Source organism: Streptomyces sp. NPDC088254 (assembly GCF_044740925.1).
Lineage (GTDB): Bacteria > Actinomycetota > Actinomycetes > Streptomycetales > Streptomycetaceae > Streptomyces.
This window is the reverse complement of the sequence record NZ_JBIURQ010000004.1, coordinates 114,446-140,512: the sequence shown is the minus strand read 5'-3', so window position 1 is coordinate 140,512 and position 26,067 is coordinate 114,446. Positions and strand designations below refer to the sequence as shown.

Here is a 26,067-nt window from a genome sequence, read left to right as displayed (position 1 = left end):
GGGGCGGCTCCCGGACGGCCGCGCCCGGCGGCCCCCGTACCCTTGTCCCGTGACCAGCCCCACCCCCGACGCCCTCCTGGGCCCCGCCGACATCCGCGAACTGGCGGCAGCCCTCGGCGTCCGCCCCACCAAGCAGCGCGGCCAGAACTTCGTCATCGACGCGAACACGGTCCGCCGTATCGTGCGCACCGCGGGCGTCCGCCCGGACGACGTGGTCGTGGAGGTGGGGCCGGGCCTGGGCTCGCTCACCCTCGCGCTGCTCGAGGCCGCCGACCACGTCACCGCCGTCGAGATCGACGACGTGCTGGCGAGCGCGCTGCCCGCGACGATCACCGCGCGCATGCCCGAGCGCGCGGGCCGCTTCGCGCTCGTCCACTCCGACGCCATGCACGTCGCCGAGCTTCCCGGCCCCGCCCCGACCGCGCTGGTCGCCAACCTGCCGTACAACGTGGCCGTGCCGGTTCTGCTGCACATGCTCGACACCTTCCCGAGCATCGAGCGCACCCTCGTCATGGTCCAGTCGGAGGTCGCCGACCGCCTCGCCGCCGCCCCCGGCTCCAAGGTGTACGGGGTGCCGTCCGTGAAGGCCGCCTGGTACGCCGAGGTCAAGCGGGCCGGCGCCATCGGCCGCAACGTGTTCTGGCCCGCGCCGAACGTCGACAGCGGGCTGGTCTCCCTGGTCCGCCGGACCGAGCCGGTGAAGACCACGGCGTCCAGGCGCGAGGTCTTCGCCGTCGTCGACGCGGCCTTCGCGCAGCGTCGCAAGACGCTGAGGGCGGCGCTCGCCGGCTGGGCCGGTTCGGCCGCGGCCGCGGAGGCGGCGCTGGTCGCCGCCGGGGTGTCGCCGCAGGCCCGCGGCGAGTCGCTCACCGTGGAGGAGTTCGCCCGGATCGCGGAGAACAAGCGGGAGGACGCCGCGTGAGCGTCACCGTGCGCGTGCCCGCCAAGGTCAACGTGCAGCTCGCGGTGGGCGCCGCCCGCGCGGACGGCTTCCACGAACTGGCGAACGTCTTCCTCGCGGTCGGCCTCTACGACGAGGTCACCGTCACCCCGGCCGACGGGCTCCGCGTCACCTGCGCGGGCCCGGACGCCGCCCAGGTCCCCCTGGACCGCACCAACCTGGCCGCGCGCGCGGCCCTCGCCCTCGCCGAGCGGTACGGCCGCGTCGCCGACGTGCACGTCCACATCGCCAAGGACATCCCCGTCGCCGGCGGCATGGCGGGCGGCAGCGCGGACGGCGCGGGCGCGCTGCTCGCCTGCGACGCGCTGTGGGGCACCGGCGTGAGCCGTGACGAACTCCTCGACATCTGCGCCGAGTTGGGCAGCGACGTGCCCTTCAGTCTGATCGGCGGGGCGGCCCTGGGCACCGGGCGCGGCGAGAAGCTGACGCCGCTGGAGGTGGGCGGCACGTTCCACTGGGTGTTCGCGATGGCCGAGCGGGGGCTGTCGACGCCGGCGGTGTTCCGCGAGTTCGACCGGCTGGCGGAGGGGCGCGACATCCCCGAGCCGGAGGCCTCCCCGGACGTCCTGGCCGCCCTCGCCAAGGGCGACCCCGACGCGCTCGCGGCCGCCGTCACCAACGACCTCCAGCCCGCCGCCCTCTCCCTCTTCCCCGAACTGGCCGACACCCTCGCCGCGGGCCGGGCGGCGGGCGCGCTGGCGGCCCTGGTCTCCGGCTCGGGCCCGACGACTGCCTTCCTGGCACGTGACCCTGGGTCCGCGGCAGCGGTGGCCGAGGCCCTGCGGACCTCCGGCGCCTGCCGCACGGTGCGCGTGGCGACGTCACCGGCGGCGGGGGCGACGGTGCTCTGAGGGTCTTTGCAGAGGATCCCTGACTGGCTGTTCTCTCTCCGGCCGCACGGTCGGCCCGATTCGAATCCCGTCCACCGAGCCGACGGCTATGGCCGAGGCGTCCACCCGGGGATCGAAACCAGGCTGTATTCCGCCCCCGGCCTGAGCACACCGCCCGTCGGAACCGCGTGGACGGGCGACGACGTGGCAGGCATCTGCAAGATCAACGAAAACCGTGGCAACCGCATGGTTCTCGGCATCGACCGGCCGGGACGCGACGGGGTTCAGTGGGCCGACACGGTCGGCTACATCTGGGACCTCGACATCCGTGAGAACACCGACGACCTGCCGGACTGCGGCACGGTGTGACCGGCCGTTCTCCTGGATCGGGTGAGTTGACCGGTCTCAGGACATGAAGGAAGGGCCTCTTGGCAGCTCGCGGTTGCCGAGTCCAGCGAGCAGCAAGAGGCCCTGTCGCCGAAGTGCCGCGTGGTCGTGGTTGCCGGGTCCGGTCCGTCCACTCCTGGTGAAGAGGACGACCGCTGAGCGGCGGCGGGACGGGTCAGAGCTCGTCGATGGCGGTCAGGTCGATGGCGATGTCGTAGGGCTTGTCGACCTTGACCTGATCCCGATGCATGCCCATGTGAACGTAGGCGTGGGTCATCGGGTCGAGCTCGTACACATGGACGAGTGGCCTGCCGTTCCCGTCTCGCTCGACGCGCCAGAAGCTGGGGATACCGGCGGCTGCGTACTTCTGCGGCTTGGTCGTGCGGTCCCGGGACTCCGAGTCCGGCGAGACGACTTCCACGGCGAGGAGCACGTCCTCCGCCCTGTAGCTCGTCTGGTCCGGCCCCTTGATCGCGTCGGCGCGGACCACGCTGACGTCGGGTTCGGGACCGTTGCGTTCGTCAAGGATGATGGTCATCTCACGTTTCACCTTGAACTCGGCCGGCAGCCCCAGGCGCAAGCCCGTCACCAGCAGGTCGATCGCATCAGCGTGGAAAGCTCGCTGCGGACTCACGAAAACCAGGCTCCCGTCGAGCAGCTCGGTGTGCGGCGGGAGATCGGGCAGCGTGAACAGGTCGTCCACGGTGTAGCCGTCCTGTGGCGGCACCGGCCACTGGACGCGGTGCTTCACGGATTCGGCGGTCATGGTTCCTCCCATGGACGGGATCCTGCTGCCCCGCCTCCACGGTAGCGGCCGAATCCCGATCACGTCATCACGAAGAGTGACCAACGCCTCGCGCTCCGTCGCCCACCTCGCAGGCCCTAGGCTAGAAGGCTGACCGACCCACACGCGCAGGAGTGAAATGGCCGTCAATCTCGTCAATGTCGAGAACGTCAGCAAGGTGTACGGCACCCGTGCCCTGCTCGACGGCGTCTCCCTCGGCGTCTCCGAAGGGGACCGCATCGGCGTGGTGGGCCGCAACGGCGACGGCAAGACCACCCTGATCCGGATGCTGGCCAAGCTGGAGGAGGCCGACACCGGGCGCGTCACCCACTCGGGCGGCCTGCGGCTCGGGGTGCTGACGCAGCACGACTCCCTCGACCCCGCGGCTACCGTCCGGCACGAGGTCATCCGGGACCTGGCCGACCACGAGTGGGCGGGCAACGCCAAGATCAGGGACGTCCTCACCGGCCTCTTCGGCGGACTCGACCTCCCCGGCTTCCCGCAGGGCCTCGACACCGTCATCGGCCCGCTCTCCGGCGGCGAGCGCCGCCGTATCGCGCTCGCCAAGCTCCTCATCGAGGAGCAGGACCTGATCGTCCTCGACGAGCCCACCAACCACCTCGACGTCGAGGGCATCGCCTGGCTCGCCCGCCACCTGCGCGAGCGCCGCTCAGCGCTCGTCTGCGTCACCCACGACCGCTGGTTCCTCGACCAGGTCTGCACCCGCATGTGGGACGTCCAGCGCGGCGACGTCCACGAGTACGAGGGCGGCTACTCCGACTACGTCTTCGCGCGCGCCGAGCGCGAGCGGATCGCGGCGACGGAGGAGACCAAGCGGCAGAACCTGGTCCGCAAGGAACTCGCCTGGCTGCGCCGCGGCGCCCCCGCCCGCACCTCCAAGCCTCGCTTCCGGGTCGAGGCGGCCAACGAGCTGATCAAGGACGTGCCGCCGCCGCGCGACAGTGGCGAGCTGATGAAGTTCGCCTCCTCGCGGCTCGGCAAGACGGTGTTCGACCTGGAGGACGTGACCGTCCAGGCCGGACCCAAGGTGCTGCTCAAGCACGTCACCTGGCAGCTCGGCCCCGGTGACCGCATCGGCCTGGTCGGCGTCAACGGCGCCGGGAAGACGTCCCTGCTGCGGGCCATGGCCGAGGCCGCCCGCACCGAGGGGGAGACGCAGCCCGCCGGCGGGCGGGTCGCCGTCGGCAAGACCGTCAGGCTCGCCTACCTCTCCCAGGAGGTCGGCGAACTCGACCCGAACCTGCGGGTGCTGGAGGCCGTCCAGCGCGTCCGTGAGCGCGTCGACCTCGGCAAGGGGCGCGAGATGACCGCAGGGCAGCTGTGCGAGACGTTCGGCTTCAACAAGGAGAAGCAGTGGACGCCGGTGGGCGACCTCTCCGGAGGTGAGCGGCGGCGGTTGCAGCTGCTGCGGCTGCTGATGGACGAGCCCAACGTCCTCTTCCTCGACGAGCCCACCAACGACCTCGACATCGAGACGCTGACCCAGCTCGAGGACGTCCTCGACGGCTGGCCCGGCTCGATGATCGTCATCTCCCACGACCGCTTCTTCCTGGAGCGCACGACGGACCGGGTGTACGCCCTCCTCGGCGACGCCACCCTGCGGATGCTCCCGCGCGGCATCGACGAGTACCTGGAGCGCCGGCAGCGCATGGAGGAGGCCGTGGCCGCCACGGCGGCGCCCGTCGCCGCGAAGGCCGCCCCCGAGCGGAGCGCCGCCGACCAGCGCGCCGCGAAGAAGGAACTCCAGAAGATCGAGCGGCAGTTGGACAAGATCTCCGAGAAGGAGGCCAAGCTGCACGCCCAGATCGCCGACAACGCCACCGACTTCGGGAAGGTCGCCGAACTCGACGCGCAACTGCGGGAGCTGGGCGGCGAGCGGGAGGAACTGGAGCTCAAGTGGCTTGAGTTGGCCGAGGACGCGTAGAGGGCTCCGGGGGTGGGGCCGCTTCGCTTCGGGCGGCTCGCGCCCCGGCGTGAAACATTCGCCCGCCGGGTCCGTCACGCCCGGCGGGCGAGGACGGCGCGTGCGTCGCGTGAAGGGGGCGTGAAGGCGCGTAACGACGGCATCACGGCCCGGTCCTCCCTTGGGAACAGGGGTGGATACGGGCCCGTTCACTGTCGGCGGCGGGTGATAGAAAGAGCCGTTCGAGAACTTTCTGAGTACGACTCTGGGTCCGTCACGAGCCTCAGGGCGTGGCTAAAAATCAGTGACGAGGGGGAGCACGCTGATGACTCAGCCGCCCAACCAACCGCCGCCGCAGGGCGCTTTCGGAGCACCGCAGGATCAGCCGGAGCCGCCGCACCCGCCGCAGGCAGGGCCGCCCGCTCCGGCGGGGGAGGCGCAACCACCCGCCCAGGGCGGCGGGTTCGGCGCTCCGCAGGGCGGCGGGTTCGGGGCCCCGCAGGGTGGTGGACCGGGGGCGCCGCAGATGCCGGCCCAGCCGCCGCAGGCCCCGCCCGGTCCTCCGCAGCCGCAGCCCGGTTACGGCTACCCGCAGCAGCAACAGCCGGCGCAGCCGGGCCCCTACGGTCAGCCCAGCGGCCCCTACGGGACCCCGCCCGGGCCGTACGGGCAGCCGGGCGCCGCCCCTTACGGGCAGCCGGGTCCCGGCCCCTACGGTCAGCAGCCCGGCTACGGCGGCTACCCGCCCCCGCCGCAGTTCCCCGGCGCTCCGGGCGCGCCCGGCACCCCGCCGAACGGTTCGCGCGGCCCCTTCCGCAAGCCCGCCGTGGTCGTCGGCGCGGCGGTGGCGGCGCTCGCGGTGATCGGCGGCACGGTGCTCGTGGTCGCGAACGGAGACGACGGCAAGCAGGACAAGCCGCCGGTCGCAGGGCAGAGCAAGAGCGCCGGGCCGGCCGCGAGCGACAAACCCGTCAACCCCGGTGACGGCAGCGGCGACGGCGGCGAGGAAGCCGACTTCAACGCGGACCGCAAGTCCGGCGAGGCGAAGGTGCTCTGGTACAAGGAGGCGCCCGACGCCCCCGCGTCCGGCGCCGAGGCCCCCGGCATGTGGATCACGTCCTCGACGGCGGTGAAGGCGGCCTACAAGGAGGTCGTCGGATACAACGTCACCGACGGCAAGCCGACCTGGCCGACTGTCGCGTTCCCGCAGAAGATCTGCGCCGTCGCCCCGCAGAAGACGGCGGACGACAAGATCGTCGTCGCGTACATGAGCGGCACCAGCGACCGCGCCAAGTGCAACCAGCTCCAGCAGCTCGACCTGAAGACCGGTGCCAAGGGCTGGGCCGGCGTGGTCGCGGACGGCGCGCTGTTCGACAGCGCGATCACCATCGAGCTGTCGGTCACGGGCAACACGCTGATGGTGGGCCGCTCGCAGTCGGGCACGGCGTACGACGTGCGCACCGGCAAGAAGATGTGGGACAAGACGAAGTACGGCGACGCCTGCTTCCCGACCGCCTTCGCGGGCGGCGGCAAGCTGATCTCCGTGGCGTCCTGCGACGCGACCGGAGCGAACGAGCACGACGAACTCCAGGAACTCGACCCGGCCACCGGCAGGGTCAAGTGGACGCAGAAGTTCGACAAGGGCTGGACGGTCGGGCGGACGTACTCCGTGGACCCGCTGGTCGTCTACAGCACCAACAAGGACAAGAACGCCTGGAACATCGCGTCGTTCAAGCCGGCGGGCGGCTTCCGTTCCCAGGTCGCCTTCGACGAGGACTTCGCGCCCGAGTGCGGCTGGGCCCTCCTTCAGCGCAACCTCAGCGGCTGCGAGGGCACGGCCGCCGACGCCGGCACGCTCTACCTGCCGACCGAGGCGACCACCGGCCCGAACGAGATCGTCGCCATCGACCTCGCCACCGGCAAGGAGAAGTGGCGCGTCAAGTCACCCACGGACGAGTCGATGCTGCCGCTGAAGGTGGAGGGCGGCAACCTCGTCGCCTACGTCGAGCCGTCCTACGACGCGGCGGGCAAGGTCGTGTCGATCCCGACGGCCGGCGCCGCCCACACGCCGACCACGCTGCTCCAACTGCCCGAGAGCACCGTCGACCTGGAGGACAGCTTCTTCTCCCGGGACGTCGCCTGGACCGACGGCCGCTTCTACATCTCCTCCACGCGGCTGTCGGGCAAGGACGACGCGAAGGAGAAGCTGATGCTCGCGTACGGCAAGTGAGCCGTAAGGCCGCGTCGCGCGGCGCGGGCGTGCGGCGCGTCGGCGACGCAGGCTCCGTGGCCGTCGGAGGTGTCCTCGCCCAGCTAGGACGCCCGCTCCCGAGCGGGCCCGCAGGAGCCGACGCCCGTGGGCGGCCACCGTGCCGGTAGGGCGATCCGCTCGCGGCGGCTGCCCCGTCTGCGGCCGCCGCCACCGTCCGGGCCACGCCGATTCCGTGGTCCCACCAGCCCGTCGCCCGTCGACCCGGCCGTGTCCCCGGCCTCCTCTCCCCTCCCTGTCCCCGTCTTCACGAGTGCTTTCCGAGGTGCCCACGCCATGACCCAGCCGCCGAACCAGCCACCGCATGGGGGAGCTTCCGACGCCCCCGAGGACCGGCCGCCACAGCAGGACGGTTCCGGGGTCGCGCCGCAGGACGCCTCCGGCGCGACCCCGGAACCCCAGGACGCACGCCCCGAGGGCGACGCCCGCGACACCCCCCAGGACCCGGCGGCCCCCCAGGACGCACCCCCGAAGGGTGCGTTCGGTGCGCCCGAGCCGCCGCAGGACGCCGTGCCGCAGGGTGTCTTCGGTGCGCCCGAGCCGCCCCAGGCTGCGCAGCCCGCACCCGGGCAGTCGCCGAGCCCGCAGCAGGATGCCCCGCTCCAGGGCGCTTTCGGCGCTCCGCAGCCCCCGCAGGCACCGCGGACGCCGCCGGCCGCGCCCCCGCAGGGCGCCTTCGGCGCGCCCCAGCCGCCCGCGCCGCCGGCCGCGCCCCCCGCTGCCCAGCCCGGGGGCCCGCAGCTCAGCAAGGGCCCGCAGCCGGGGCACAACCACCCCGCGCCTCCCGCCGGTGAGCCGCCCCAGAGCCCGTCGGCAGCGGCCCCGGGTCAGCCGCCCCAGAGCCCCCCGGCAGCGGCCCCGGGTCAGCCGCCCCAGAGCCCCCCGGCAGCGGCCCCCGCTCAGCCGCCCCAGGCCGCCCCCCGGACGCCCCCGGCGCCCCCCGCGCCCGTCTCCCCGCCGGCGGCGGCCGCCGCGCCCGCGCCTCAGCCGCGGCAGCCCCCGCCCGGTTACGGCTACCCGCAGGCTCCCTCGGGGCCCGGGTACGGCTATCCGGGGCAGCAGCCTCAGCCCCCTACCGGGCCGGGGTACGGCTATCCCGGGCAACCGGGGCAGCCGAGCCCCTACGGCCAGCAGACCGCGTACGGGCAGCAGCCGGGGTACGGCTATCCGGGGCAGCCGGCCGGGCAGCCCGGTTTCCCCGCCCAGGGATACCCGGGGCAGCCCACCGTGCCCATGTACCCCCAGCCGGCGGGAGGGGGCCGTAAGTCCAACGCGCAGTTGTGGATCATCGTCGCCGCCGTCGTCGCGATCGCGCTGATCGTCGGCGGGGGCGTCTGGTACGCGAACTCCGCCGACGGCGGCAAGAAGAACGAGACCGCGAGCACCGGCGGGACCGGCGGCAAGGGAGGCGAGAAGGGCGGCGGCACCGGCGGCACGTCCTCCGGCGGGTCCGAGAAGGTGCCCTCCGACCCGGCGTCGAAGCTGCTCTTCCAGATCCCCGCGCCCAAGGTCGCCAAGGACGACAGCGTCATCGTCTCGGGCTCGTGGCTGACGGAGAAGGCGTACGTGAAGTCCGGCGTCGCCGAGATCGTCGGCTACGACCCGGTCAAGGGCTCCAAGCTGTGGACCATCAAGCTCCCCGGCCCGGTGTGCACGGCGAGCGAGCACGCCACGGACGACGGGAAGACGGCCGTCGTCTTCCAGCCGAAGATGCCCCCCAAGGACTCCTCCGCCGGCTGCAGCCAGGTCGCGGCGATCGACCTCGTCGCGGGCAAGCAGCTGTGGACGAAGACGGTCTCCTCCGGTGACTACCCGGTCACCTTCGACAACGTGACCGTCAGCGGACGCACGGTCGCCCTGGGCGCCACCGAGGGCGGCTCGGCCTTCGACATCGACAGCGGAAAGGCCCTGTGGGCCCCGAAGACGTCCGACACCTGCTACGACGCGGGCTACGGCGGCGGCGCGAAGCTGGTCGCCGTGCGCAAGTGCGGCACCTACGACGCCCGTGAGCTCCGGATCCAGACCATCGACCCGGCCTCCGGGAAGGTGATCTCGGAGTACAAGCTCGCGAAGGGCATCGAGTACGCCAGCATCGTGTCGACGGAACCGCTGGTCGTCGCCGCCGACGTCGGCGACAGCGCCCAGGACGGCAGCGGCATCTCGGACTTCTTCTCCATCGACAACAAGACGGGCAAGCTGAAGACGCGGATCTCGGCGCCCGGCGAGCAGTTCGCGGCCCGCTGCGACGGCATCACCAGGGTCGAGCACTGCTCGGGCCTGGCCGTCGGCGCCGACCGCCTCTACCTCCCGACCGAGGAGCACGACGGCACCGGCGAGTACAGCCGCACCAACGAGATCGTCGCCTTCGACCTGAACACCGGCAAGCAGACCGGCCAGCGCGCCGACGCCGGCGACGGCTACGAGCTCACCCCGCTGCGCACGGACGGCGGCAACGTGATCGCGTACAAGAGCGCGCCGTACGACGAGGGCGGGCAGGTCGTCAGCATCGACGGCGGCTCGTTCAAGCAGACGACGCTGCTGCGCAACCCGGCGACGGAGAGCGTGCGGGACGCGGAGTCCAGCATGTCCCCGGAGTACTCCGAACTCATCTACTCCCAGGGCCGCCTGTACATGTCCGCGGTGTACGCCGACGACGGCGGCTCCGGTGACGAGGAGTACCTGGTGCTGGCGTTCGGCGCCGACGGATGACCGCCGCCGGCTGACCCCGCGGCCCGTTCGTCAACGGCCCCGCCTTCTTTCACTCGAAAGGGGGACGGGGCCGTTCGCGTACCGCTGATCACCGGCGCGGGAGGGGAAAACCAGCGATCCGGGGCAGTTCTCACAGTAGAGGGAGCGCGACGTCGAACAAGCGTGTAGCTTCCGGGAGTTATGAGGGGACGAGGTGCCGGGGGGCACCTTCTTTGGGGGGTTGCCCAATGGGAGTGCGGCTGATGGTGGTCGACGACCACCGACTGCTCGCGGAGGCGTTGGCCTCGGCGTTGAAACTGCGTGGGCACCGGGTGCTCGCCGCGGCGGCGCCGGCCGCGGGCGCGGCGGAACTGGTGATCACGCGGGCGCCGGAGGTGTGCCTGCTGGGCACGGCGGCGCCGGCCGAGCCGGGCGTCTTCGACCCGGTGGTGCGGATCAAGCGGGAGCGGCCGCAGGTGGCCGTCCTGGTCCTCGGCCCGGTGCCGAGCCCGCGCGGCATCGCGGCGGCCTTCGCGGCCGGCGCCTCGGGGTACGTACGGCACGACGAGCGCATCGAGGGCGTGGAGCGGGCCATCATGAAGGCCCGGGCGGGCGAGGCGGCGGTGGCCCCCCAGCTCCTCCAGGGCGCCTTCGGTGAACTCCTCAACCCGGCGGCCCAGCCCGACGACGAGGGGCAGCGCCTGCTGCAGATGCTGACGCCCCGCGAGGTGGAGGTCCTGGTCCGGGTCGCCGAGGGCGAGGACACCCGGGTCATCGCGGCCGGCATGGGCATAGCGCCCTCCACGGCCCGCACCCACGTCCAGCGGGTCCTGATGAAGCTGGGCGTCGGCTCCCGGCTGGAGGCGGCGGCGCTCGCCGCCCGCACCGGTCTCCTGGACCGGGCGGGCCCCCTGCCGCACACCCGCGCCGGCGCCGAGACGACCCCGGGAGCGTAGAGGGCTTCAGGTGCGGTGAGTTCGTCCGGTCGAGGCATTGGATCCCCCGGGTGGCGCGGCCTCGGTTGCCGGTGAGGGTTCCGCGTGTTGGGGTGCAAAAGGTGTGATCGTAGCATACGGTCATAAATCGTGACGCTGCGTCACCCCCCCCAGCACGCCACTCTCAGACGAAAAGGGATGTAATGCGCAACCTTCGGAAGGCCGCCCTGGTGGCTACCATGATCGGCACCCTCGGCTTCGTCGGTGCGGGCACCGCCTCCGCCGGCGACGGACGTCACGGCGACGACGCCAAGCAGTGCGTCCAGGGCGCCGAGCAGGGTGACCCCAACTTCCAGATCGGGCTCATCAACCTCAACCAGGTGCCCCTCCTGGGCGCGCTGTCGAAGCAGAACACGCTCCAGCAGACCTGCGTCGACGACGGCCTGGCCTTCACCGGCTCGAGGGAGGACTCGATCCAGGCGGGCAACGGCTACCTCGGCCTCCTGCCCACTCTCGGGGGCTGACGCCTGAAATCCCCGCAGCGCCGGGATCCGCCCCGCGGACCCGGCGCTGCGCTGTGCCCGACGCCCCTCCCCGCCTACTCGCCCCGCGGAGCACCTCCCCCCTCGTCCTCCAGTGCCTCCGGCGGCAGTGTCGGCGTCGGATGGGACGCCGGCCGCAGCCGGAGCCAGGCCAGGAAGAAGAGGCCGAGGAGCAGCATGCCCAGGCCGGTCCAGAGGTTGATGTTGATTCCCTGGGCCTTGGCGATCTCCGCGTCCGTGTCGGTCAGGCCCGTGATCATGAGGATCACGCCGTAGAGGACGAACAGCCCGCCGATGATGCGGCGCAGGTCGAAGATGCGCGCCGCGGTCGCGGACTTCTCCTCCAGCTCGATGACCTCCCGCTGGAGGTCGGCTTCGGAGTAGCCGGCCCGGCGCAGCCGCTCGGCCGCCGCGGCGTGCTCTTCGGGTTCAAAGTGCTCGGGTCGCTCGGACATGGTCTTTCCATCCTCCCGCGATCGGGGTCGGCGGGCTCAGAACGAGAACGGGATGTAGCAGGCGGCGGCCAGGATGATCGCGCCCCAGCCCAGCAGCGCCGGCTTGCGGTACCAGGCGTCGTCGCCCTCGGCCGCCGGCTCGGCCATGCCGGGGGAGACAGTGCCGTAGACCAGGCCCTGGAGCTCCTCGGCCGGCTTGGGGGCGGTGAACAGCGACACGGCGAACATGACCACCGCGCCCGCCGCGAAGCCCGCGATCGCGGAGACGAAGTTGGCGCCCTGGTCGGTGGGGATGCCGATGACGCCCTGCTTGTAGAAGACGAAGTAGTTGACCATCGCGGCCGTGGTGCCCGCCAGCAGGCCCCAGAAGCCCGATTTCATCGACGCCCGCTTCCAGAACATGCCGACGATGAAGACGACGAACATCGGGACGTTGAAGAAGGAGAACAGCGTCTGGAGGTAGCTCATGATGTTCGAGAAGGAGGAGGCCAGGAACGCCGTGCCGATGGACGCCACCACGCCGATCGCGGTGATCAGCCGGCCGAAGCGGACGTAGTAGGCGTCCTCCCTGCCCAGCACCACGTACCTCGCCCAGATGTCGTTGGTGAACACCGTGTTGAAGGACGAGACGTTCGCCGCCATGCCCGCCATGAACGCGGCCAGCAGACCCGTCACCGCGATGCCCAGCACGCCGTTGGGCAGCAGCTGCTCCATCAGGTAGGGGATGGCGTCGTTGTACTGGAGGTCGGATTCGGCGGTGCCGATCCGCGGCACCAGGACCGCCGCCACCAGGCCCGGGATCATCACCAGGAAGACGATGAAGATCTTCGGGTACGCGGCGATCAGCGGTGTGCGCTGCGCGGCGGAGAGGTTGCGCGCGGACAGGGCGCGCTGCACCTCCGCGAAGTTCGTCGTCCAGTAGCCGAACGACAGCACGAAGCCGAGGCCCAGCACGATCGTCAGCCAGTTCGCCCCCAGCGGGTTGTCGCTGCCGATGCCCGTGCCGCCCCAGGCGGTCACGAAGTTGTCGCCGTGGGTCGCCGTCAGCTTGTCCGTGAGGCCGCCCCAGCCGCCCACCTTCTTCAGGCCCAGCAGCGTCAGCGGGATCAGCGCCGCCAGGATCACGAAGAATTGGAGCACCTCGTTGTAGATCGCCGAGGACAGGCCGCCGAGCGTGATGTACGCCAGCACGAAGAAGCCCGCGACCACGATGGCCACCCACTGGGGCCAGCCGAGCAGCGCCTCGACGACGATCGCGAGCGCGTACAGGTTCACGCCGGAGATCAGGATCGCGGCGAAGGCGAACAGCGCCGAGCTCAGCAGGTGCGCGCCCTTGTCGAAGCGCATCAGCAGGAACTCGGGGACCGAGCGGACCTTGGAGCCGTAGTAGAACGGCATCATCACCAGGCCGAGGAACACCATGGCCGGGATGGCGCCGATCCAGTACCAGTGGACGGTGTACGCGCCGTACTGCGCGCTGTTGGCCGCCATGCCGAGGATCTCCGTGGCCGCCAGGTTGGCCGAGATGAAGGCGAGACCCGTGATCCAGGCGGGCAGGGAGCGGCCGGAGAGGAAGAAGTCGAGGGTGGTCTTCACGGAGCGGCGGGCCGCGAAGCCGATGCCCAGGACGACGACGAAGTAGATGCCGAGGATCGTGTAGTCGAGCCAGTTGGTGGGGAGCCGCAGCTCCGCCGCCAGCGGCGCGGCCGCCGGATGCACCGGATACATGGGGATACGCATGCACTGCTCGCTTCGGTCGGGGTGCTCTGCGCGGTCGTGGTGGTGACGCGCATGGGGGATTGTGGTTTGATGTGTTCGGTTCTGTTTGAAGCTTTGTTCGGTAGGGATGGAGAGTCGCGGTGAAGAAGACCTCGACCCGCTTGGCCGACGGTCGTGAGCTCATCTACTACGACCTGCGGGACGATGCGGTGCGCGACGCGGTGGACCGCCGCCCCCTGGAGCGCACCGTCACCACTTCGGAGGTACGCCGGGACCCGCTCCTCGGCGACGCGGTCGCCGTCGCCTCCCACCGGCAGGGGCGCACCTACCATCCGCCGGCCGACGAATGCCCCCTGTGCCCGTCCCAGGGCGAACGGCTGAGCGAGATCCCCGACGCGTCATACGACGTCGTCGTGTTCGAGAACCGCTTCCCCTCGCTGGCCGGTGACTCCGGGCGCTGCGAGGTGGTCTGCTTCACCTCCGACCACGAGGCCTCCTTCGCCGACCTCACCGAGGAGCAGGCCCGGTTGGTGCTCGACGCCTGGACGGACCGGACGTCGGAACTGTCGCACCTGCCGTCGGTGGAGCAGGTGTTCTGCTTCGAGAACCGGGGCGCCGAGATCGGCGTCACCCTCGGCCACCCGCACGGGCAGATCTACGCCTACCCCTTCACCACCCCCCGCACCGCCCTGATGCTGCGCCAGGCCGCCGCCCACAAGGACGCCACCGGCGGGGAGAACCTCTTCGACGCCGTCCTGGAGCGGGAACTCGCCGAAGAGCGGGTGGTCCTGGCCACCGACCACTGGGTCGCCTTCGTGCCCTACGCGGCGCACTGGCCGTACGAGGTGCACCTCTACCCCCGCCGACGCGTCCCCGACCTGCTCGGCCTCGACGAGGCGGCGCGCACGGAGTTCCCCAAGGTCTATCTGGAACTCTTGAGGCGCTTCGACCGGATCTTCGGCCCGGGTGAGCCTCCGACGCCGTACATCGCCGCCTGGCACCAGGCGCCGTTCGGCCAGCTGGAGGAGTTCGACGGGGTCAGCCGCGACGACTTCGCGCTGCACCTGGAGCTTTTCACCATCCGCCGTACGTCCGGCAAACTGAAGTTCCTCGCGGGCTCCGAGTCCGGCATGGGCGTGTTCATCAACGACGTGCCCCCGGAGCGCGCGGCCGAGCGACTGCGAGAGGTAGCGAGTTCATGAGCGGCAAGTATCTGGTCACGGGCGGCGCGGGATACGTGGGCAGCGTCGTCGCCCAGCACCTGCTGGAGGCGGGGCACGAGGTCGTCGTCCTCGACAACCTCTCCACCGGTTTCCGCGAGGGTGTCCCGGCCGGCGCCGACTTCGTCGAGGGCGACATCCGCGACGCCGCCAAGTGGCTCGACGCCTCCTTCGACGCGGTCCTGCACTTCGCCGCGTTCTCCCAGGTCGGCGAGTCGGTCGCCAAGCCCGAGAAGTACTGGGACAACAACGTCGGCGGGACCATGGCCCTGCTCGGCGCGATGCGCGAGGCCGGCGTGCGCAAGCTGGTCTTCTCCTCCACGGCCGCGACCTACGGCGAGCCCGAGCAGGTCCCGATCGTCGAGACCGCGCCCACCAGGCCCACCAACCCCTACGGCGCGTCCAAGCTCGCCGTCGACCACATGATCAGCGGCGAGGCGGCCGCCCACGGACTCGGCGCGGTGTCCCTGCGCTATTTCAACGTGGCCGGCGCGTACGGCGCCCAGGGCGAGCGGCACCAGCCCGAGTCGCACCTCATCCCCCTGGTCCTCCAGGTCGCCCAGGGCAAGCGGGACGCGATCTCCGTCTACGGCGACGACTACCCGACCCCCGACGGCACCTGCGTCCGCGACTACATCCACGTCGCCGACCTCGCCGAGGCCCACCTCCTCGCGCTGAAGGCCGCCGAACCCGGCGAGCACCTCGTCTGCAACCTCGGCAACGGCAACGGCTTCTCCGTGCGCGAGGTCGTCGAGACCGTCCGCAAGGTCACCGGCCACCCGATCCCCGAGATCGTGACCCCCCGCCGCGGCGGCGACCCCGCCGTCCTGGTCGCCTCCGCGGACGCCGCCCGCGAGCGGCTCGGCTGGACCCCGTCCCGCGCGGACCTCGCGGGGATCGTCGCGGACGCGTGGACGTTCGCCCAGCACATCGCGGCCGGCGGCACGCCGGCCGGCGCGAAGGAGCAGTAGTGGGGGCACAGCAGGTCCGGGACGGTTTCGCCGAGCTGTACGGCGCCGAGCCCGACGGCGTCTGGGCGGCGCCCGGCCGCGTCAACCTGATCGGTGAGCACACCGACTACAACGACGGCTTCGTGATGCCCTTCGCGCTGCCGCACACCGCGCTCGCCGCGGTCTCCCGCCGCGACGACGGCCGGCTCAGACTGCACTCCGCGGACGTCGAGGGCGGCGTCGTGGAGCTGAGCCTGGACGAGCTGGCCCCGCAGTCGGACACCCGGTGGACGGCCTACCCGGCCGGTGTGGTGTGGGCCCTGCGCGAGGCCGGCCACGCCGTCACCGGCGCCGACGTCCACCTGACCTCGACCGTCCCCTCGGGCGCGGGCCTGTCGTCCTCGGCGGCCCTGGAGGTCGTCGTCGCCCTCGCGCTGAACGACCTGTACGACCTCGGGCTCCAGCGCTGGCAGCTCGCCCGGCTGTGCCAGCGCGCCGAGAACGTCTACGTCGGCGCCCCCACCGGGATCATGGACCAGACCGCGTCCGCCTGCTGCGAGGACGGCCACGCCCTGTTCCTCGACACGCGGGACCTCTCCCAGCGGCAGATCCCCTTCGACCTCGCCGCCGAGGGCATGCGCCTGCTCGTCGTGGACACGCAGGTCAAGCACGCCCACAGCGACGGCGAGTACGGCAAGCGCCGGGCCGGGTGCGAGAAGGGTGCGGCCCTGCTGGGCGTCGACGCCCTGCGGGACGTCCCCTACGGCGAGCTCGACGCGGCGCTGGACCGGCTGGGCGACGAGGAGGAGGTCCGCCGCCTGGTGCGGCACGTCGTCACCGAGGACCAGCGGGTGGAGCGGGTCGTCTCGCTGCTCCGGTCGGGCGACACGCGGGCGATCGGCCCGGTGCTGACCGAGGGGCACGCCTCGCTGCGGGACGACTTCCGCATCTCCTGCCCCGAGCTGGACCTGGTCGTCGACACCGCGCTCGCCTCGGGCGCGCTCGGCGCGCGGATGACCGGCGGCGGCTTCGGCGGCTCGGCGATCGTGCTGGCCGAGGCGGCCGACGTGGAGACCATCACCAAGGCGGTCGGCGAGGCGTTCGCCGCGGCGGACTTCACCGCGCCGCGCGTGTTCGAGGCGGTGCCGGCGGCGGGGGCCACGCGGCTCGCCTGAGCCACCCCGCGTGCCGGCGAAGGGCCAGGACCCCGCAAGGGCTCCCGGCCCTTCGCCGTGTCCCGGTCTCAGGCCAGCCGTTTGGTCAGCGTGTACTCCGTGACGCCCGGCGGATAGTCCTCGATCACGCACACCACCTCGTACCCGCGCCGCCGGTAGAACCCCGGCGCCTGGAAGTCCCAGGTCTCCAGCCGAGCCCGGCGGCAGCCGCGCTCCTCGCGGGCGACGCGCTCCGCCTCCTTCAGCAGGGCGCTGCCGAGCCCGAAGCCGCGGTGCCGGGCGTCGACCCAGAGGTGCGCGACGTGCAGCCAGGTCGTCCAGGTGTGGCCGACGGCGCCGCCCGCCAGCGCGCCGTCGCCGCCCACCGCCCAGACGTGCAGCGGCGCCTCCCGCTCGCCCGGGGTGCCGCGCAGCGCCCGCAGGACGGGGGAGGCCGCCGTGTCCGTCTCGCGGAGCCGGGAACGGAGCAGATCACGGCGCGTCCTGTCGACTTCTGTCTCAAGGCGGAACATGCGGCACACCATAAACGCGGGGGCCAATCAGTTCTGTCATTTGTCTTCCACTGTTCGCCCGCGGCCCTACTCTGTGAGACAGCGCCGGTGGGGGCCGGTGCCGATCAGGGGGCGAGACAGTCGGGTACGACGCTCGCGGTGGGGGTATCGATGTCGGCACGGCGGCGGCCGTGCCGACGCGCACCACCTCGCGGGCGCCGTGCCCGCGCCGGTCGTCGTTCTCCGGACCTGGGGTATCCCCTGCTCCGTGAGGAGTGTGGGGAAGGGGGTTTCGTGGTTCGTATCCGAGTCCTGGTCGTCGACGACCACCGTATCTTCGCCGAGTCGCTCGCCGCGGCACTGGCCGCCGAGCCCGACGTCGACGTCTCGGCAGCCGGCAGCGGCCCGGCGGCGCTGCGCTGCATGGAGCGCGCGGCCGCCGAGGGCCGCCGGTACGACGTGCTGCTCGTCGACGCCGACCTGGGCGGCCACCTGCCGGGCATGCGGCCGGCGGTACCGGTGCAGGACGGCGACGAGGACGGGCTCGTCGACGGGATCTCCCTCGTCGCCGGTGTCCGCTCCGCACAGCCGGCCGTACGGATCGTCGTCCTCGCCGAGAAGGACGACCCGCGGCGCGCGGCTCTCGCCCTGCAGGCCGGGGCGTCGGGGTGGGTGGCCAAGGACTGCTCGCTGTCGCGGCTGCTCAGCGTGATCCGCGGGGTGCTGCGCGAGGAGACGCATCTGCCGCCGGCGCTGCTGACGGGCGTGCTGCGGGAGCTGACCGCGGCGCGCAGGCACCGCACGGAGAGCGAGCGGCTGGTGGAGTCCCTCACGCCGAGGGAGCGGGAGGTGCTGCGCTGCATGGTGGCGGGCCTGGGCCGCAAGGCCGTCGCCGAGCGGCTGTTCCTCTCCCCGCACACGGTCCGCACCCATATGCAGAACGTCCTCGGCAAGTTGGGCGTCCACTCCACCCTGGCCGCCGTCGCCCTGGCCCGCCGGGCGGGAGTGGGACCCGCCGACCTGGGGTCCGCCGGCCGGCCCCTAGCCGGGGATGTTGTCGAACGGGGCGGTCAACTGGCGTAGGAGACCGGCGAGTTCACCGCGCTGGGCGTGGGACAGCTCGGCGAGGATCGCCCGCTCCTGGGCGAGCAGGCCGGCCAGCGCCTGGTCGGCGCGGTCCTTGCCGTCGTCCGTGAGCCGGACCAGGACACCGCGCCGGTCGCTCGGGTCGGGCAGCCGCTCCACCAGGCCCTTCTTGGCGAGCCGGTCGATCCGGTTCGTCATCGTGCCCGAGGTGACCAGCGTCTGCGTCAGCAGCTGGCCGGGCGAGAGCTGGTACGGGGCGCCCGCGCGCCTGAGCGCGGTCAGCACGTCGAACTCCCAGGGCTCCAGCTGGTGCTCGGAGAACGCCAGACGGCGCGCCCGGTCCAGGTGCCGGGCCAGCCTGCTCACCCGGCTGAGCACCTCGAGCGGCTCCACGTCGAGGTCCGGGCGCTCCCGGCGCCACGCTGAGACCAGTCGATCGACCTCGTCCTCCATGGCGATCAGTGTAGTGGTTGTGTCGACATGAAGTCTCTTGATGTCGAGTCTCTTGACGTCAAGATAATGCCGGGTGGAGAGTGGACGTCATGACCGACACCACCTGGGACCCGGCCCAGTACCTGCGCCACGCCGACCACCGCGCCCGCCCCTTCGGCGACCTCCTGGCCCGGGTCCCCGACCCGCCCGGGGATCCGGCACGGTCGCTGCGCGTCGCCGACCTCGGCTGCGGCCCCGGCAACGTCACCGCCCTCCTCACCGAGCGCTGGCCCGACGCCCACGTCACCGGCTATGACAACTCCGAGCAGATGCTCGCCGAAGCCCGGGCGCACGCCGGCGCGAACCTCGACTTCGCGTACGCCGATCTGGCCATCTGGACGCCCGCCGAGACCTACGACGTGCTCGTCTCCAACGCCGCCCTGCACTGGGTCCCCGGCCACCTCGACGCCTTCCCCGCCTGGCTCGACGGCCTCGCCCCCGGCGGCGTCCTCGCCTTCCAGGTCCCCCACAACATCGACGCCCCGCTGCACGCCCTCATGCGCGAACTCGGGAACACGCCCCGCTGGAAGGACCGCCTCGCCCACGTCCTGCGCCACGAGGACTCCGTCCACGCCCCCGGCGTCTACCTCGACCGCCTAGCCCGTCTCGGCTGCGACACCGACGTCTGGACGACCACGTACCACCACGTCCTCAAGGGCTCCGACCCCGTCCTCGACTGGGTCAAGGGCACCGGTCTGCGCCCCGTCCTCACCGCCCTGGCCGACGACCCCGAGGCCCGAGACGCCTTCCTCACCGAATACCGAACCCTGCTCCGCGAGGCCTACCCGCCCCACCCCTACGGCACGGTCCTCCCCTTCCGCCGCCTGTTCGCGGTGGCGAGAAAGGGGGCGTGAGGTGATCGTCGCCGTCGACCACGTCCAACTGTCCGCCCCGCCCGGCTCCGAGGACCTCCTGCGCCCCTTCTACGTCGATGCTCTCGGCATGACCGAGATCCCCGAGCCGCCCGCCCTCGTCGGCCGCGGAGGCTGCTGGTTCCAGGCGGGCGGCGCGCAGTTGCACCTGGGCACGGAGCAGGGCTTCCGCCCGTCGGCCAAGGCGCACCCCGGGCTGCGCGTCACGGACGTCGAAGCCCTCGCCGCCCGCCTTGAGGCCCATGGCGCGCAGGTCACCTGGTCCGACGACCTGCCGGGCCACCGCCGCTTTCACACCCACGACCCTGTCGGCAACCGGCTGGAGTTCCTGCAACCGCGGACGACGGCGGCCGGCCCGGTGGCCGGACGGGCTGACATCTGACGTCAGTGATCCAGGCCCAGCACGCGTCGGACCTCCTCACGGGGAATGCCCGCCGCGAGTTCGCCCTCCGCCTTGCGCCGCTGGTGGTCGGCCACGCGGCGAACGAGTTCATCGAGCCGGAGGCCGGCCTCGCCGACCGGGATCTCTGCCATGCGCGGCGCTCTGCCACAGGACCGATCCGACGGGCCGGGGTTTGAAGCGGGACGTTCGGGTCACCCGTTGTCACAAGACAGACCGCAGACCTGACTGGGAGTGATCAGTAGTGGCAGGCGAGCAGAAGTCCAAGGCGAAGATGGAGCAGGCCAAGGGGAAGGCCAAGGAGACGGTCGGCCGTGCCGTGGGCAACGAGCAGATGGAGGCCGAGGGCCGCGCCGAGCAGGCCAAGGGTGACGCCCGGCAGTCCAAGGAGAAGGCGAAGGACGTCTTCAAGCGCTGAGAGCGCTGAGAGCGCAAGGTTTCAGGGAGGGCCCCCGCCTCACGAGGCGGGGGCCCTCCCCGTGTCAGCTCTTGCGGCGCCCTATCAGGTGCGGCTTGGCCTCCAGACCGTCCAGGCCGTGCCACGCCAGGTTCACCAGATGCGCCGCCACCTCCGCCTTCTTCGGCCGGCGCACGTCCAGCCACCACTGCCCCGTCAGCGCCACCATCCCCACCAGTGCCTGCGCGTACAGCGGCGCCAGCTTGGGATCGAAGCCGCGGCTCTTGAACTCGCGGCCGAGGATGTCCTCCACCTGGGTGGCGATGTCCGAGATGAGGGAGGCGAAGGAACCCGTGGACTGCGGGATGGGGGAGTCCCGGACCAGGATGCGGAAACCGTCCGTGCACTCCTCGATGTAGTCGAGGAGCGCGAACGCCGCCTGCTCGAGCAGTTCCCGCGGATGACCGGCGGTCAGGGAACTCGTCACCATGTCGAGGAGCCGGCGCATCTCGCGGTCGACGACCACCGCGTACAGCCCCTCCTTGCCGCCGAAGTGCTCGTACACCACCGGCTTGGACACCCCGGCCTTCGCCGCGATCTCCTCCACCGACGTGCCCTCGAAGCCCCGCGCCGCGAACAGCGTCCGGCCGATCTCCAGCAACTGCTGGCGTCGCTCGGCGCCGGTCATCCGCGTGCGGCGCGTGCGCCTCGGCTTGGCCTCGTTGCTCGGGGTGCTGCTGGAGTCGGTCGACACGGCGTCCATCATGCCGCTTCGGCGGTGGCCTTCCGGCGTCGGGAGCCGTCCTCCCCCGCGTTCCGGCGTGAATCGATACGCGAGCGTGACGGCCAGCGCACGTCGTACGCCCACCCGAGTTTCTCGAAGAATCGGATGAAACGGGCGGAGGAGTCCACCTGCAGGCGCTCCACCCCGTGCCGCGCCGACGTCGGGTCGGCGTGGTGCAGGTTGTGCCAGGACTCGCCGCACGACAGCACGGCCAGCCACCACACGTTGCCCGAACGGTCCCGCGACTTGAACGGCCGCTTGCCCACCGCGTGGCAGATCGAGTTGATCGACCACGTCACATGGTGCAGCAGCGCCACCCGGACCAGCGAACCCCAGAAGAACCCGGTGAACGCGCCCCACCAGGACATCGTCACCAGCCCGCCGATCAGCGCCGGCAGCGCCAGCGACAGCGCCGCCCACAGCACGAACTGCCGTGAGATCGCCCGGATCGCCGGGTCCTTCACCAGATCCGGCGCGTACTTCTCCTGCGGCGTCTGCTCCTCGTCGAACATCCAGGCGATGTGCGCCCACCACAGGCCCTTCATCAGCGCCGGGACCGTCTCCCCGAACCGCCACGGCGAATGCGGGTCGCCCTCGGCGTCGGAAAACCTGTGGTGCTTGCGGTGGTCGGCCACCCAGCGCACCAGCGGACCCTCCACCGCCATCGAACCCATGATCGCCAGCGCGATCCGCAGCGGCCGCTTCGCCTTGAAGGAACCGTGCGTGAAGTAGCGGTGGAAGCCGATCGTGATGCCATGGCACCCGAGGAAGTAGAAGAAGACCATCAGGCCCAGGTCCAGCCAGCTCACTCCCCAGCCCCACGCCAGCGGCACCGCCGCGAGCAGCGCCAGGAACGGCACGGTGATGAAGAGCAGCAGGGTGACCTGCTCGATCGAGCGCTTCTGTTCGCCACCCAGGGTGGCCGAGAGCGCGGAGGGGTCGACGGGCGCCTTCGAAGGGTCTTCGATCACGTCGGATGGTGTGCTCATGCGCGTCCCCTGTGGGGTGGTGGCCTGACGACAGAGCCGGCAGGCCGCGAACCACGGGGTGTTCCCTACGATTCCGTAACCTACGGCATCGTAAGTATGGCAGTGCCTCGCCCGACGGCAAGAGCCCGCCAGACTGCGCGTCCGCACCGACACCTATCCTTGGAAGCGGTCGGACAGCGCGGTCCGCTCTGTTTTCCACCCCGATGCCCGGCCCGTGAGCGGCGCCAGCCGCCGTGGGACCGGGGCATGACGGGGTTCCCCCTCCCGGATGAGCTTCAACACTGCAAGGAGCCGCACCTGTGAGCAGTGCCGACGACCAGACGACCACCAGCACCGAGCTGCGCGCCGACATCCGCCGACTGGGCGACCTCCTCGGCGAGACCCTCGTGCGGCAGGAGGGCCCCGAGCTCCTCGACCTCGTCGAGAAGGTCCGCCGCCTCACCAGAGAGGACGGCGAGGCAGCGGCCGAACTGCTGCGCGGCACCGAACTGCAGACCGCGGCCAAGCTGGTCCGCGCCTTCTCCACGTACTTCCACCTCGCCAACGTCACCGAGCAGGTGCACCGCGGCCGCGAACTGCGCGCCCGGCGCGCCGCCGAGGGCGGCCTCCTCGCCCGCACCGCCGACCGCCTCAAGGACGCCGACCCCGACCACGTCCGTGAGACCGTCCGCAACCTCAACGTCCGGCCCGTCTTCACCGCCCACCCCACCGAGGCCGCGCGCCGGTCCGTCCTCAACAAGCTGCGGCGGATCGCCGCACTGCTGGAGACCCCGGTCATCGAGTCGGACCGCCGCCGCTACGACACCCGTCTCGCCGAGAACATCGACCTGGTCTGGCAGACGGACGAACTGCGCGTCGTACGCCCCGAGCCCGCCGACGAGGCCCGCAACGCCATCTACTACCTCGACGAGCTCCACGCGAACGCCGTCGGGGACGTCCTCGAGGACCTCACCGCCGAACTCGAACGCGTGGGCGTCACCCTCCCGGACGACACCCGCCCGCTGACCTTCGGCACCTGGATCGGCGGCGACCGCGACGGCAACCCCAACGTCACCCCCCAGGTCACCTGGGACGTCCTCATCCTCCAGCACGAACACGGCATCAACGACGCCCTGGAGATGATCGACGAGCTGCGCGGCTTCCTGTCGAACTCGATCAGGTACACCGGGGCCACCGAGGAACTCCTGGAATCCCTGCGCGCCGACCTCGAACGCCTCCCCGAGATCAGCCCCCGCTACAAGCGCCTCAACGCCGAGGAGCCCTACCGGCTCAAGGCCACCTGCATCCGGCAGAAGCTGGAGAACACCAAGCAGCGCCTCGCCCGGAACATCCCGCACGAGCCCGGCCGCGACTACCTCGGCACCAGCGAGCTCCTGAAGGACCTCGTCCTCATCCAAACCTCCCTGCGCGAGCACCGCGGCGCCCTCTTCGCCGACGGCCGCATGAACCGCACCATCCGCACCCTCGCCGCCTTCGGCCTCCAGCTCGCCACCATGGACGTCCGCGAACACGCCGACGCCCACCACCACGCCCTCGGCCAGCTCTTCGACCGCCTCGGCGAGGAGTCCTGGCGCTACGCCGACATGCCCCGCGAGTACCGCACCAAGCTCCTCGCCAAGGAACTCAGGTCCAGGCGGCCGCTCGCCCCCACCCCGGCCCCCGTCGACGCGGCCGGCGAAAAGACCATCGGCGTCTTCCTCACCGTCAAGCGCGCCCTGGAGGTCTTCGGCCCCGAGGTCGTCGAGTCGTACATCATCTCCATGTGCCAGGGCGCCGACGACGTCTTCGCCGCCGCCGTCCTCGCCCGCGAGGCCGGCCTGATCGACCTGCACGCCGGCTGGGCCAAGATCGGCATCGTGCCCCTGCTGGAGACCACCGACGAACTCAAGGCCGCCGACACCATCCTGGAGGACATGCTCTCCGACCCCTCCTACCGCAGGCTCGTCGCCCTGCGCGGAGACGTCCAGGAGGTCATGCTCGGCTACTCCGACTCCTCCAAGTTCGGCGGCATCACCACCAGCCAGTGGGAGATCCACCGCGCCCAGCGCCGGCTGCGCGACGTCGCCCACCGCTACGGCGTCCGGCTGCGCCTCTTCCACGGCCGCGGCGGCACCGTCGGCCGCGGCGGCGGCCCCTCCCACGACGCCATCCTCGCCCAGCCCTGGGGCACCCTGGAGGGCGAGATCAAGGTCACCGAACAGGGCGAGGTCATCTCCGACAAGTACCTCATCCCCTCCCTGGCCAGGGAGAACCTGGAACTGACCATGGCGGCCACCCTCCAGGCCTCCGCCCTGCACACCGCGCCCCGCCAGTCCGACGAGGCCCTCGCCCGCTGGGACGCCGCCATGGACGTCGTCTCCGACGCGGCCCACGCCGCCTACCGGGCACTCGTCGAGGACCCCGACCTGCCGACGTACTTCCTCGCCTCCACGCCGGTCGACCAGCTCGCCGACCTGCACCTGGGCTCGCGGCCCTCCCGCCGCCCCGGCTCGGGCGTCTCGCTCGACGGACTGCGCGCCATCCCGTGGGTCTTCGGCTGGACCCAGTCCCGCCAGATCGTCCCCGGCTGGTTCGGCGTCGGCTCCGGCCTGAAGGCCCTGCGCGAGGCCGGCCTCGACACCGTCCTCGACGAGATGCACGAGCAGTGGCACTTCTTCCGCAACTTCATCTCCAACGTCGAGATGACCCTCGCCAAGACCGACCTGCGGATCGCCCAGCACTACGTCGACACGCTCGTCCCCGACGAGCTCAAGCACGTCTTCGACCGCATCAAGGCCGAACACGCCCTCACCGTCGCCGAAGTCCTCAAGATCACCGGCGAGCGTGAGCTGCTGGACGCCACCCCCGTCCTCAAGCAGACCTTCGGCATCCGCGACGCCTACCTGGACCCGATCTCCTACCTCCAGGTCACGCTCCTCAAGCGCCAGCGCGACGCCGCGGCCGCCGGCGAGGAACCCGACCCCCTCCTCGCCCGCGCCCTCCTCCTCACCGTCAACGGCGTGGCAGCCGGCCTGCGCAACACCGGCTGACCCGCACGCACACGACGAAGGGCGCCTCCGGGGTCGTACGGCCCCGGAGGCGCCCTTCGTTCCGTACGGCGGCTCGTCCTACACGGCCAGGAACGCCGCCGTCAGCAGCGTCACCCCCGCGCCCGCCAGCACCCAGCCGGCCCGGACCCGCCGCAGACCGCCCGCGACCACCACCGACGCCAGCAGCAGCGCGCCGCCCATCGGCACCCACGAGTACAGCACCCCCGCCGGACCCGAGCGCACCACCTCGTCGCTGGCCGGCTTGACCACCACCGTGTACGTCTGCCCCGACCGCACCGCCACCGTCTTCTCGATCACCACACGCGGACGCGGCGTCGACCCCGGCGACAACGGCGTGTACGGGCCCGTGCACGACTCCTCACCGCACCGCGTCACCTCGACCGTGCCCTGCTCCCGCCCCTTCGTCAGCATCACGTGCTGCGCGGTGCCCCAGGAACCCCACACCCCCGCCACGAGGATCAGCGCCGACACCACCGCCATCGCCGCCGCTCCGCCGAACCGCAGCGCGGCGGCAGAGGCCTTGCGGGAGGCGGCGGCCCGGCGGGAGGAGGCCCGGTGGCCTCGGCGGGTGGGACGCCCACGGGAGGAGACGGCGGTGGCAGGCATGGCCGGGATCCTTGGCCATGCCGCCACGAACAGTCAACTCCTCGGGCGTTTCACCGACCGA

25 protein-coding genes are annotated in these 26,067 nt (G+C 71.7%); 16 read left to right on the top strand and 9 right to left on the bottom strand.

What is annotated here, in order from left to right:
* Positions 1-49 precede the first annotated feature (49 nt).
* From rsmA to ACIOC0_RS13560, 3 genes are all read left to right on the top strand, one after another.
* Positions 50-922, top strand: a complete 873-nt coding sequence (gene rsmA, locus ACIOC0_RS13570) for a 16S rRNA (adenine(1518)-N(6)/adenine(1519)-N(6))-dimethyltransferase RsmA (protein WP_402155190.1) — start codon at positions 50-52, stop codon at positions 920-922.
* Positions 919-1,812, top strand: a complete 894-nt coding sequence (locus ACIOC0_RS13565) for a 4-(cytidine 5'-diphospho)-2-C-methyl-D-erythritol kinase (RefSeq protein WP_402155189.1) — start codon at positions 919-921, stop codon at positions 1,810-1,812. The genes rsmA and ACIOC0_RS13565 overlap by 4 nt, the downstream gene beginning before the upstream one ends.
* Positions 1,813-1,995: 183 nt before the next feature.
* A complete protein-coding gene (locus ACIOC0_RS13560; protein WP_402155188.1) occupies positions 1,996-2,160 on the top strand; it encodes a hypothetical protein in 165 nt (54 codons plus the stop codon).
* A 193-nt stretch (positions 2,161-2,353) separates the two neighbouring features.
* Here the strand turns inward: ACIOC0_RS13560 and ACIOC0_RS13555 are convergent, their stop codons facing one another.
* The gene (locus tag ACIOC0_RS13555) at positions 2,354-2,944 is read right to left on the bottom strand and encodes a Uma2 family endonuclease (protein WP_402155187.1); all 591 of its coding nucleotides are present in this window, start codon (positions 2,942-2,944) and stop codon (positions 2,354-2,356) included.
* Between the two features lie 157 nt (positions 2,945-3,101).
* On the opposite strand from ACIOC0_RS13555, the gene ACIOC0_RS13550 reads away from it, so the two are divergent.
* The 5 genes from ACIOC0_RS13550 to ACIOC0_RS13530 all read left to right on the top strand — a co-directional run bounded on the left by ACIOC0_RS13550 (position 3,102) and on the right by ACIOC0_RS13530 (position 11,302).
* On the top strand, positions 3,102-4,907 hold the full coding sequence (locus ACIOC0_RS13550; protein WP_402155186.1) for an ABC-F family ATP-binding cassette domain-containing protein: 1,806 nt from the start codon (positions 3,102-3,104) through the stop codon (positions 4,905-4,907).
* Between the two features lie 304 nt (positions 4,908-5,211).
* Positions 5,212-7,116, top strand: coding sequence for a PQQ-binding-like beta-propeller repeat protein (locus tag ACIOC0_RS13545; protein WP_402155185.1), 1,905 nt, complete (start codon positions 5,212-5,214; stop codon positions 7,114-7,116).
* Positions 7,117-7,431: 315 nt separating this feature from the next.
* Positions 7,432-9,864 carry a PQQ-binding-like beta-propeller repeat protein gene (locus tag ACIOC0_RS13540; RefSeq protein WP_402155184.1) on the top strand — a complete coding sequence of 811 codons (2,433 nt, stop codon included), beginning with the start codon at positions 7,432-7,434 and terminating at the stop codon, positions 9,862-9,864.
* A gap of 227 nt (positions 9,865-10,091) precedes the next feature.
* Positions 10,092-10,799, top strand: coding sequence for a LuxR C-terminal-related transcriptional regulator (locus tag ACIOC0_RS13535; RefSeq protein ID WP_402155183.1), 708 nt, complete (start codon positions 10,092-10,094; stop codon positions 10,797-10,799).
* A gap of 182 nt (positions 10,800-10,981) precedes the next feature.
* Positions 10,982-11,302 (top strand): hypothetical protein, encoded by a 321-nt coding sequence (locus ACIOC0_RS13530; protein WP_402155182.1) that lies wholly within the window; start codon positions 10,982-10,984, stop codon positions 11,300-11,302.
* 74 nt (positions 11,303-11,376) lie between these two features.
* Here the strand turns inward: ACIOC0_RS13530 and ACIOC0_RS13525 are convergent, their stop codons facing one another.
* Positions 11,377-11,775, bottom strand: a complete 399-nt coding sequence (locus ACIOC0_RS13525) for a hypothetical protein (protein ID WP_402155181.1) — start codon at positions 11,773-11,775, stop codon at positions 11,377-11,379.
* Positions 11,776-11,811: 36 nt separating this feature from the next.
* Positions 11,812-13,515 carry a sodium:solute symporter family protein gene (locus tag ACIOC0_RS13520; protein ID WP_402155180.1) on the bottom strand — a complete coding sequence of 568 codons (1,704 nt, stop codon included), beginning with the start codon at positions 13,513-13,515 and terminating at the stop codon, positions 11,812-11,814.
* 119 nt (positions 13,516-13,634) lie between these two features.
* Here ACIOC0_RS13520 and galT point away from each other — a divergent pair, with 119 nt between their 5' ends.
* From galT to galK, 3 genes are read left to right on the top strand one after another with little or no spacing between them, the layout of a single operon-like run.
* Positions 13,635-14,696, top strand: coding sequence for a galactose-1-phosphate uridylyltransferase (galT, locus tag ACIOC0_RS13515; protein WP_402155179.1), 1,062 nt, complete (start codon positions 13,635-13,637; stop codon positions 14,694-14,696).
* Positions 14,693-15,685, top strand: coding sequence for a UDP-glucose 4-epimerase GalE (galE, locus tag ACIOC0_RS13510; protein WP_402155178.1), 993 nt, complete (start codon positions 14,693-14,695; stop codon positions 15,683-15,685). The genes galT and galE overlap by 4 nt, the downstream gene beginning before the upstream one ends.
* Complete coding sequence (galK, locus tag ACIOC0_RS13505; protein WP_402155177.1) at positions 15,685-16,839, top strand: galactokinase; 1,155 nt, start codon at positions 15,685-15,687, stop codon at positions 16,837-16,839. The genes galE and galK overlap by 1 nt, the downstream gene beginning before the upstream one ends.
* A gap of 68 nt (positions 16,840-16,907) precedes the next feature.
* Here the strand turns inward: galK and ACIOC0_RS13500 are convergent, their stop codons facing one another.
* The gene (locus ACIOC0_RS13500) at positions 16,908-17,363 is read right to left on the bottom strand and encodes a GNAT family N-acetyltransferase (protein WP_402155503.1); all 456 of its coding nucleotides are present in this window, start codon (positions 17,361-17,363) and stop codon (positions 16,908-16,910) included.
* Between the two features lie 261 nt (positions 17,364-17,624).
* On the opposite strand from ACIOC0_RS13500, the gene ACIOC0_RS13495 reads away from it, so the two are divergent.
* Positions 17,625-18,413 (top strand): LuxR C-terminal-related transcriptional regulator, encoded by a 789-nt coding sequence (locus ACIOC0_RS13495; protein WP_402155176.1) that lies wholly within the window; start codon positions 17,625-17,627, stop codon positions 18,411-18,413.
* Here ACIOC0_RS13495 and ACIOC0_RS13490 read toward each other — a convergent pair.
* Complete coding sequence (locus ACIOC0_RS13490; RefSeq protein WP_130442390.1) at positions 18,372-18,869, bottom strand: MarR family winged helix-turn-helix transcriptional regulator; 498 nt, start codon at positions 18,867-18,869, stop codon at positions 18,372-18,374. The genes ACIOC0_RS13495 and ACIOC0_RS13490 overlap by 42 nt on opposite strands.
* Positions 18,870-18,958: 89 nt before the next feature.
* Between ACIOC0_RS13490 and ACIOC0_RS13485 the strand changes: the two genes are divergently transcribed.
* Together ACIOC0_RS13485 and ACIOC0_RS13480 are read left to right on the top strand one after the other, a co-directional pair.
* Complete coding sequence (locus ACIOC0_RS13485) at positions 18,959-19,762, top strand: trans-aconitate 2-methyltransferase (RefSeq protein ID WP_402155175.1); 804 nt, start codon at positions 18,959-18,961, stop codon at positions 19,760-19,762.
* Position 19,763: 1 nt separating this feature from the next.
* On the top strand, positions 19,764-20,162 hold the full coding sequence (locus ACIOC0_RS13480) for a VOC family protein (RefSeq protein WP_402155174.1): 399 nt from the start codon (positions 19,764-19,766) through the stop codon (positions 20,160-20,162).
* A 2-nt stretch (positions 20,163-20,164) separates the two neighbouring features.
* On the opposite strand, the gene ACIOC0_RS13475 is transcribed toward ACIOC0_RS13480, so the two are convergent.
* Positions 20,165-20,314, bottom strand: a complete 150-nt coding sequence (locus ACIOC0_RS13475; protein WP_402155173.1) for a hypothetical protein — start codon at positions 20,312-20,314, stop codon at positions 20,165-20,167.
* Between the two features lie 110 nt (positions 20,315-20,424).
* On the opposite strand from ACIOC0_RS13475, the gene ACIOC0_RS13470 reads away from it, so the two are divergent.
* The gene (locus ACIOC0_RS13470; protein WP_402155172.1) at positions 20,425-20,598 is read left to right on the top strand and encodes a CsbD family protein; all 174 of its coding nucleotides are present in this window, start codon (positions 20,425-20,427) and stop codon (positions 20,596-20,598) included.
* A gap of 64 nt (positions 20,599-20,662) precedes the next feature.
* On the opposite strand, the gene ACIOC0_RS13465 is transcribed toward ACIOC0_RS13470, so the two are convergent.
* Both ACIOC0_RS13465 and ACIOC0_RS13460 read right to left on the bottom strand, forming a co-directional pair.
* Positions 20,663-21,343, bottom strand: a complete 681-nt coding sequence (locus ACIOC0_RS13465) for a TetR/AcrR family transcriptional regulator (protein ID WP_130442400.1) — start codon at positions 21,341-21,343, stop codon at positions 20,663-20,665.
* Entirely contained in the window at positions 21,340-22,350 is a 1,011-nt protein-coding gene (locus ACIOC0_RS13460) for an acyl-CoA desaturase (protein ID WP_402155171.1), read from the bottom strand. Before ACIOC0_RS13460 ends, ACIOC0_RS13465 begins: the two co-directional genes overlap by 4 nt.
* 299 nt (positions 22,351-22,649) lie before the next feature.
* Here ACIOC0_RS13460 and ppc point away from each other — a divergent pair, with 299 nt between their 5' ends.
* Entirely contained in the window at positions 22,650-25,379 is a 2,730-nt protein-coding gene (gene ppc, locus ACIOC0_RS13455; protein ID WP_402155170.1) for a phosphoenolpyruvate carboxylase, read from the top strand.
* A gap of 78 nt (positions 25,380-25,457) precedes the next feature.
* Here the strand turns inward: ppc and ACIOC0_RS13450 are convergent, their stop codons facing one another.
* The gene (locus tag ACIOC0_RS13450; protein ID WP_402155169.1) at positions 25,458-26,006 is read right to left on the bottom strand and encodes a hypothetical protein; all 549 of its coding nucleotides are present in this window, start codon (positions 26,004-26,006) and stop codon (positions 25,458-25,460) included.
* Positions 26,007-26,067: the final 61 nt, after the last annotated feature.

Coding starts and splice junctions, on each gene's coding strand:
- ACIOC0_RS13530 (WP_402155182.1), top strand. CDS start 10,982: ATGCGCAACCTTCGGAAGGCCGCCCTGGTGGCTACCATGATCGGCACC.
- ACIOC0_RS13525 (WP_402155181.1), bottom strand. CDS start 11,775: ATGTCCGAGCGACCCGAGCACTTTGAACCCGAAGAGCACGCCGCGGCG.
- ACIOC0_RS13450 (WP_402155169.1), bottom strand. CDS start 26,006: ATGCCTGCCACCGCCGTCTCCTCCCGTGGGCGTCCCACCCGCCGAGGC.
- ACIOC0_RS13555 (WP_402155187.1), bottom strand. CDS start 2,944: ATGACCGCCGAATCCGTGAAGCACCGCGTCCAGTGGCCGGTGCCGCCA.
- ACIOC0_RS13540 (WP_402155184.1), top strand. CDS start 7,432: ATGACCCAGCCGCCGAACCAGCCACCGCATGGGGGAGCTTCCGACGCC.
- ACIOC0_RS13460 (WP_402155171.1), bottom strand. CDS start 22,350: ATGAGCACACCATCCGACGTGATCGAAGACCCTTCGAAGGCGCCCGTC.
- ACIOC0_RS13550 (WP_402155186.1), top strand. CDS start 3,102: ATGGCCGTCAATCTCGTCAATGTCGAGAACGTCAGCAAGGTGTACGGC.
- ACIOC0_RS13545 (WP_402155185.1), top strand. CDS start 5,212: ATGACTCAGCCGCCCAACCAACCGCCGCCGCAGGGCGCTTTCGGAGCA.
- ACIOC0_RS13520 (WP_402155180.1), bottom strand. CDS start 13,515: ATGCGTATCCCCATGTATCCGGTGCATCCGGCGGCCGCGCCGCTGGCG.
- galE (WP_402155178.1), top strand. CDS start 14,693: ATGAGCGGCAAGTATCTGGTCACGGGCGGCGCGGGATACGTGGGCAGC.
- ACIOC0_RS13535 (WP_402155183.1), top strand. CDS start 10,092: ATGGGAGTGCGGCTGATGGTGGTCGACGACCACCGACTGCTCGCGGAG.
- ACIOC0_RS13465 (WP_130442400.1), bottom strand. CDS start 21,343: ATGATGGACGCCGTGTCGACCGACTCCAGCAGCACCCCGAGCAACGAG.
- ACIOC0_RS13490 (WP_130442390.1), bottom strand. CDS start 18,869: ATGGAGGACGAGGTCGATCGACTGGTCTCAGCGTGGCGCCGGGAGCGC.
- ACIOC0_RS13500 (WP_402155503.1), bottom strand. CDS start 17,363: ATGGTGTGCCGCATGTTCCGCCTTGAGACAGAAGTCGACAGGACGCGC.
- ACIOC0_RS13485 (WP_402155175.1), top strand. CDS start 18,959: ATGACCGACACCACCTGGGACCCGGCCCAGTACCTGCGCCACGCCGAC.
- ACIOC0_RS13475 (WP_402155173.1), bottom strand. CDS start 20,314: ATGGCAGAGATCCCGGTCGGCGAGGCCGGCCTCCGGCTCGATGAACTC.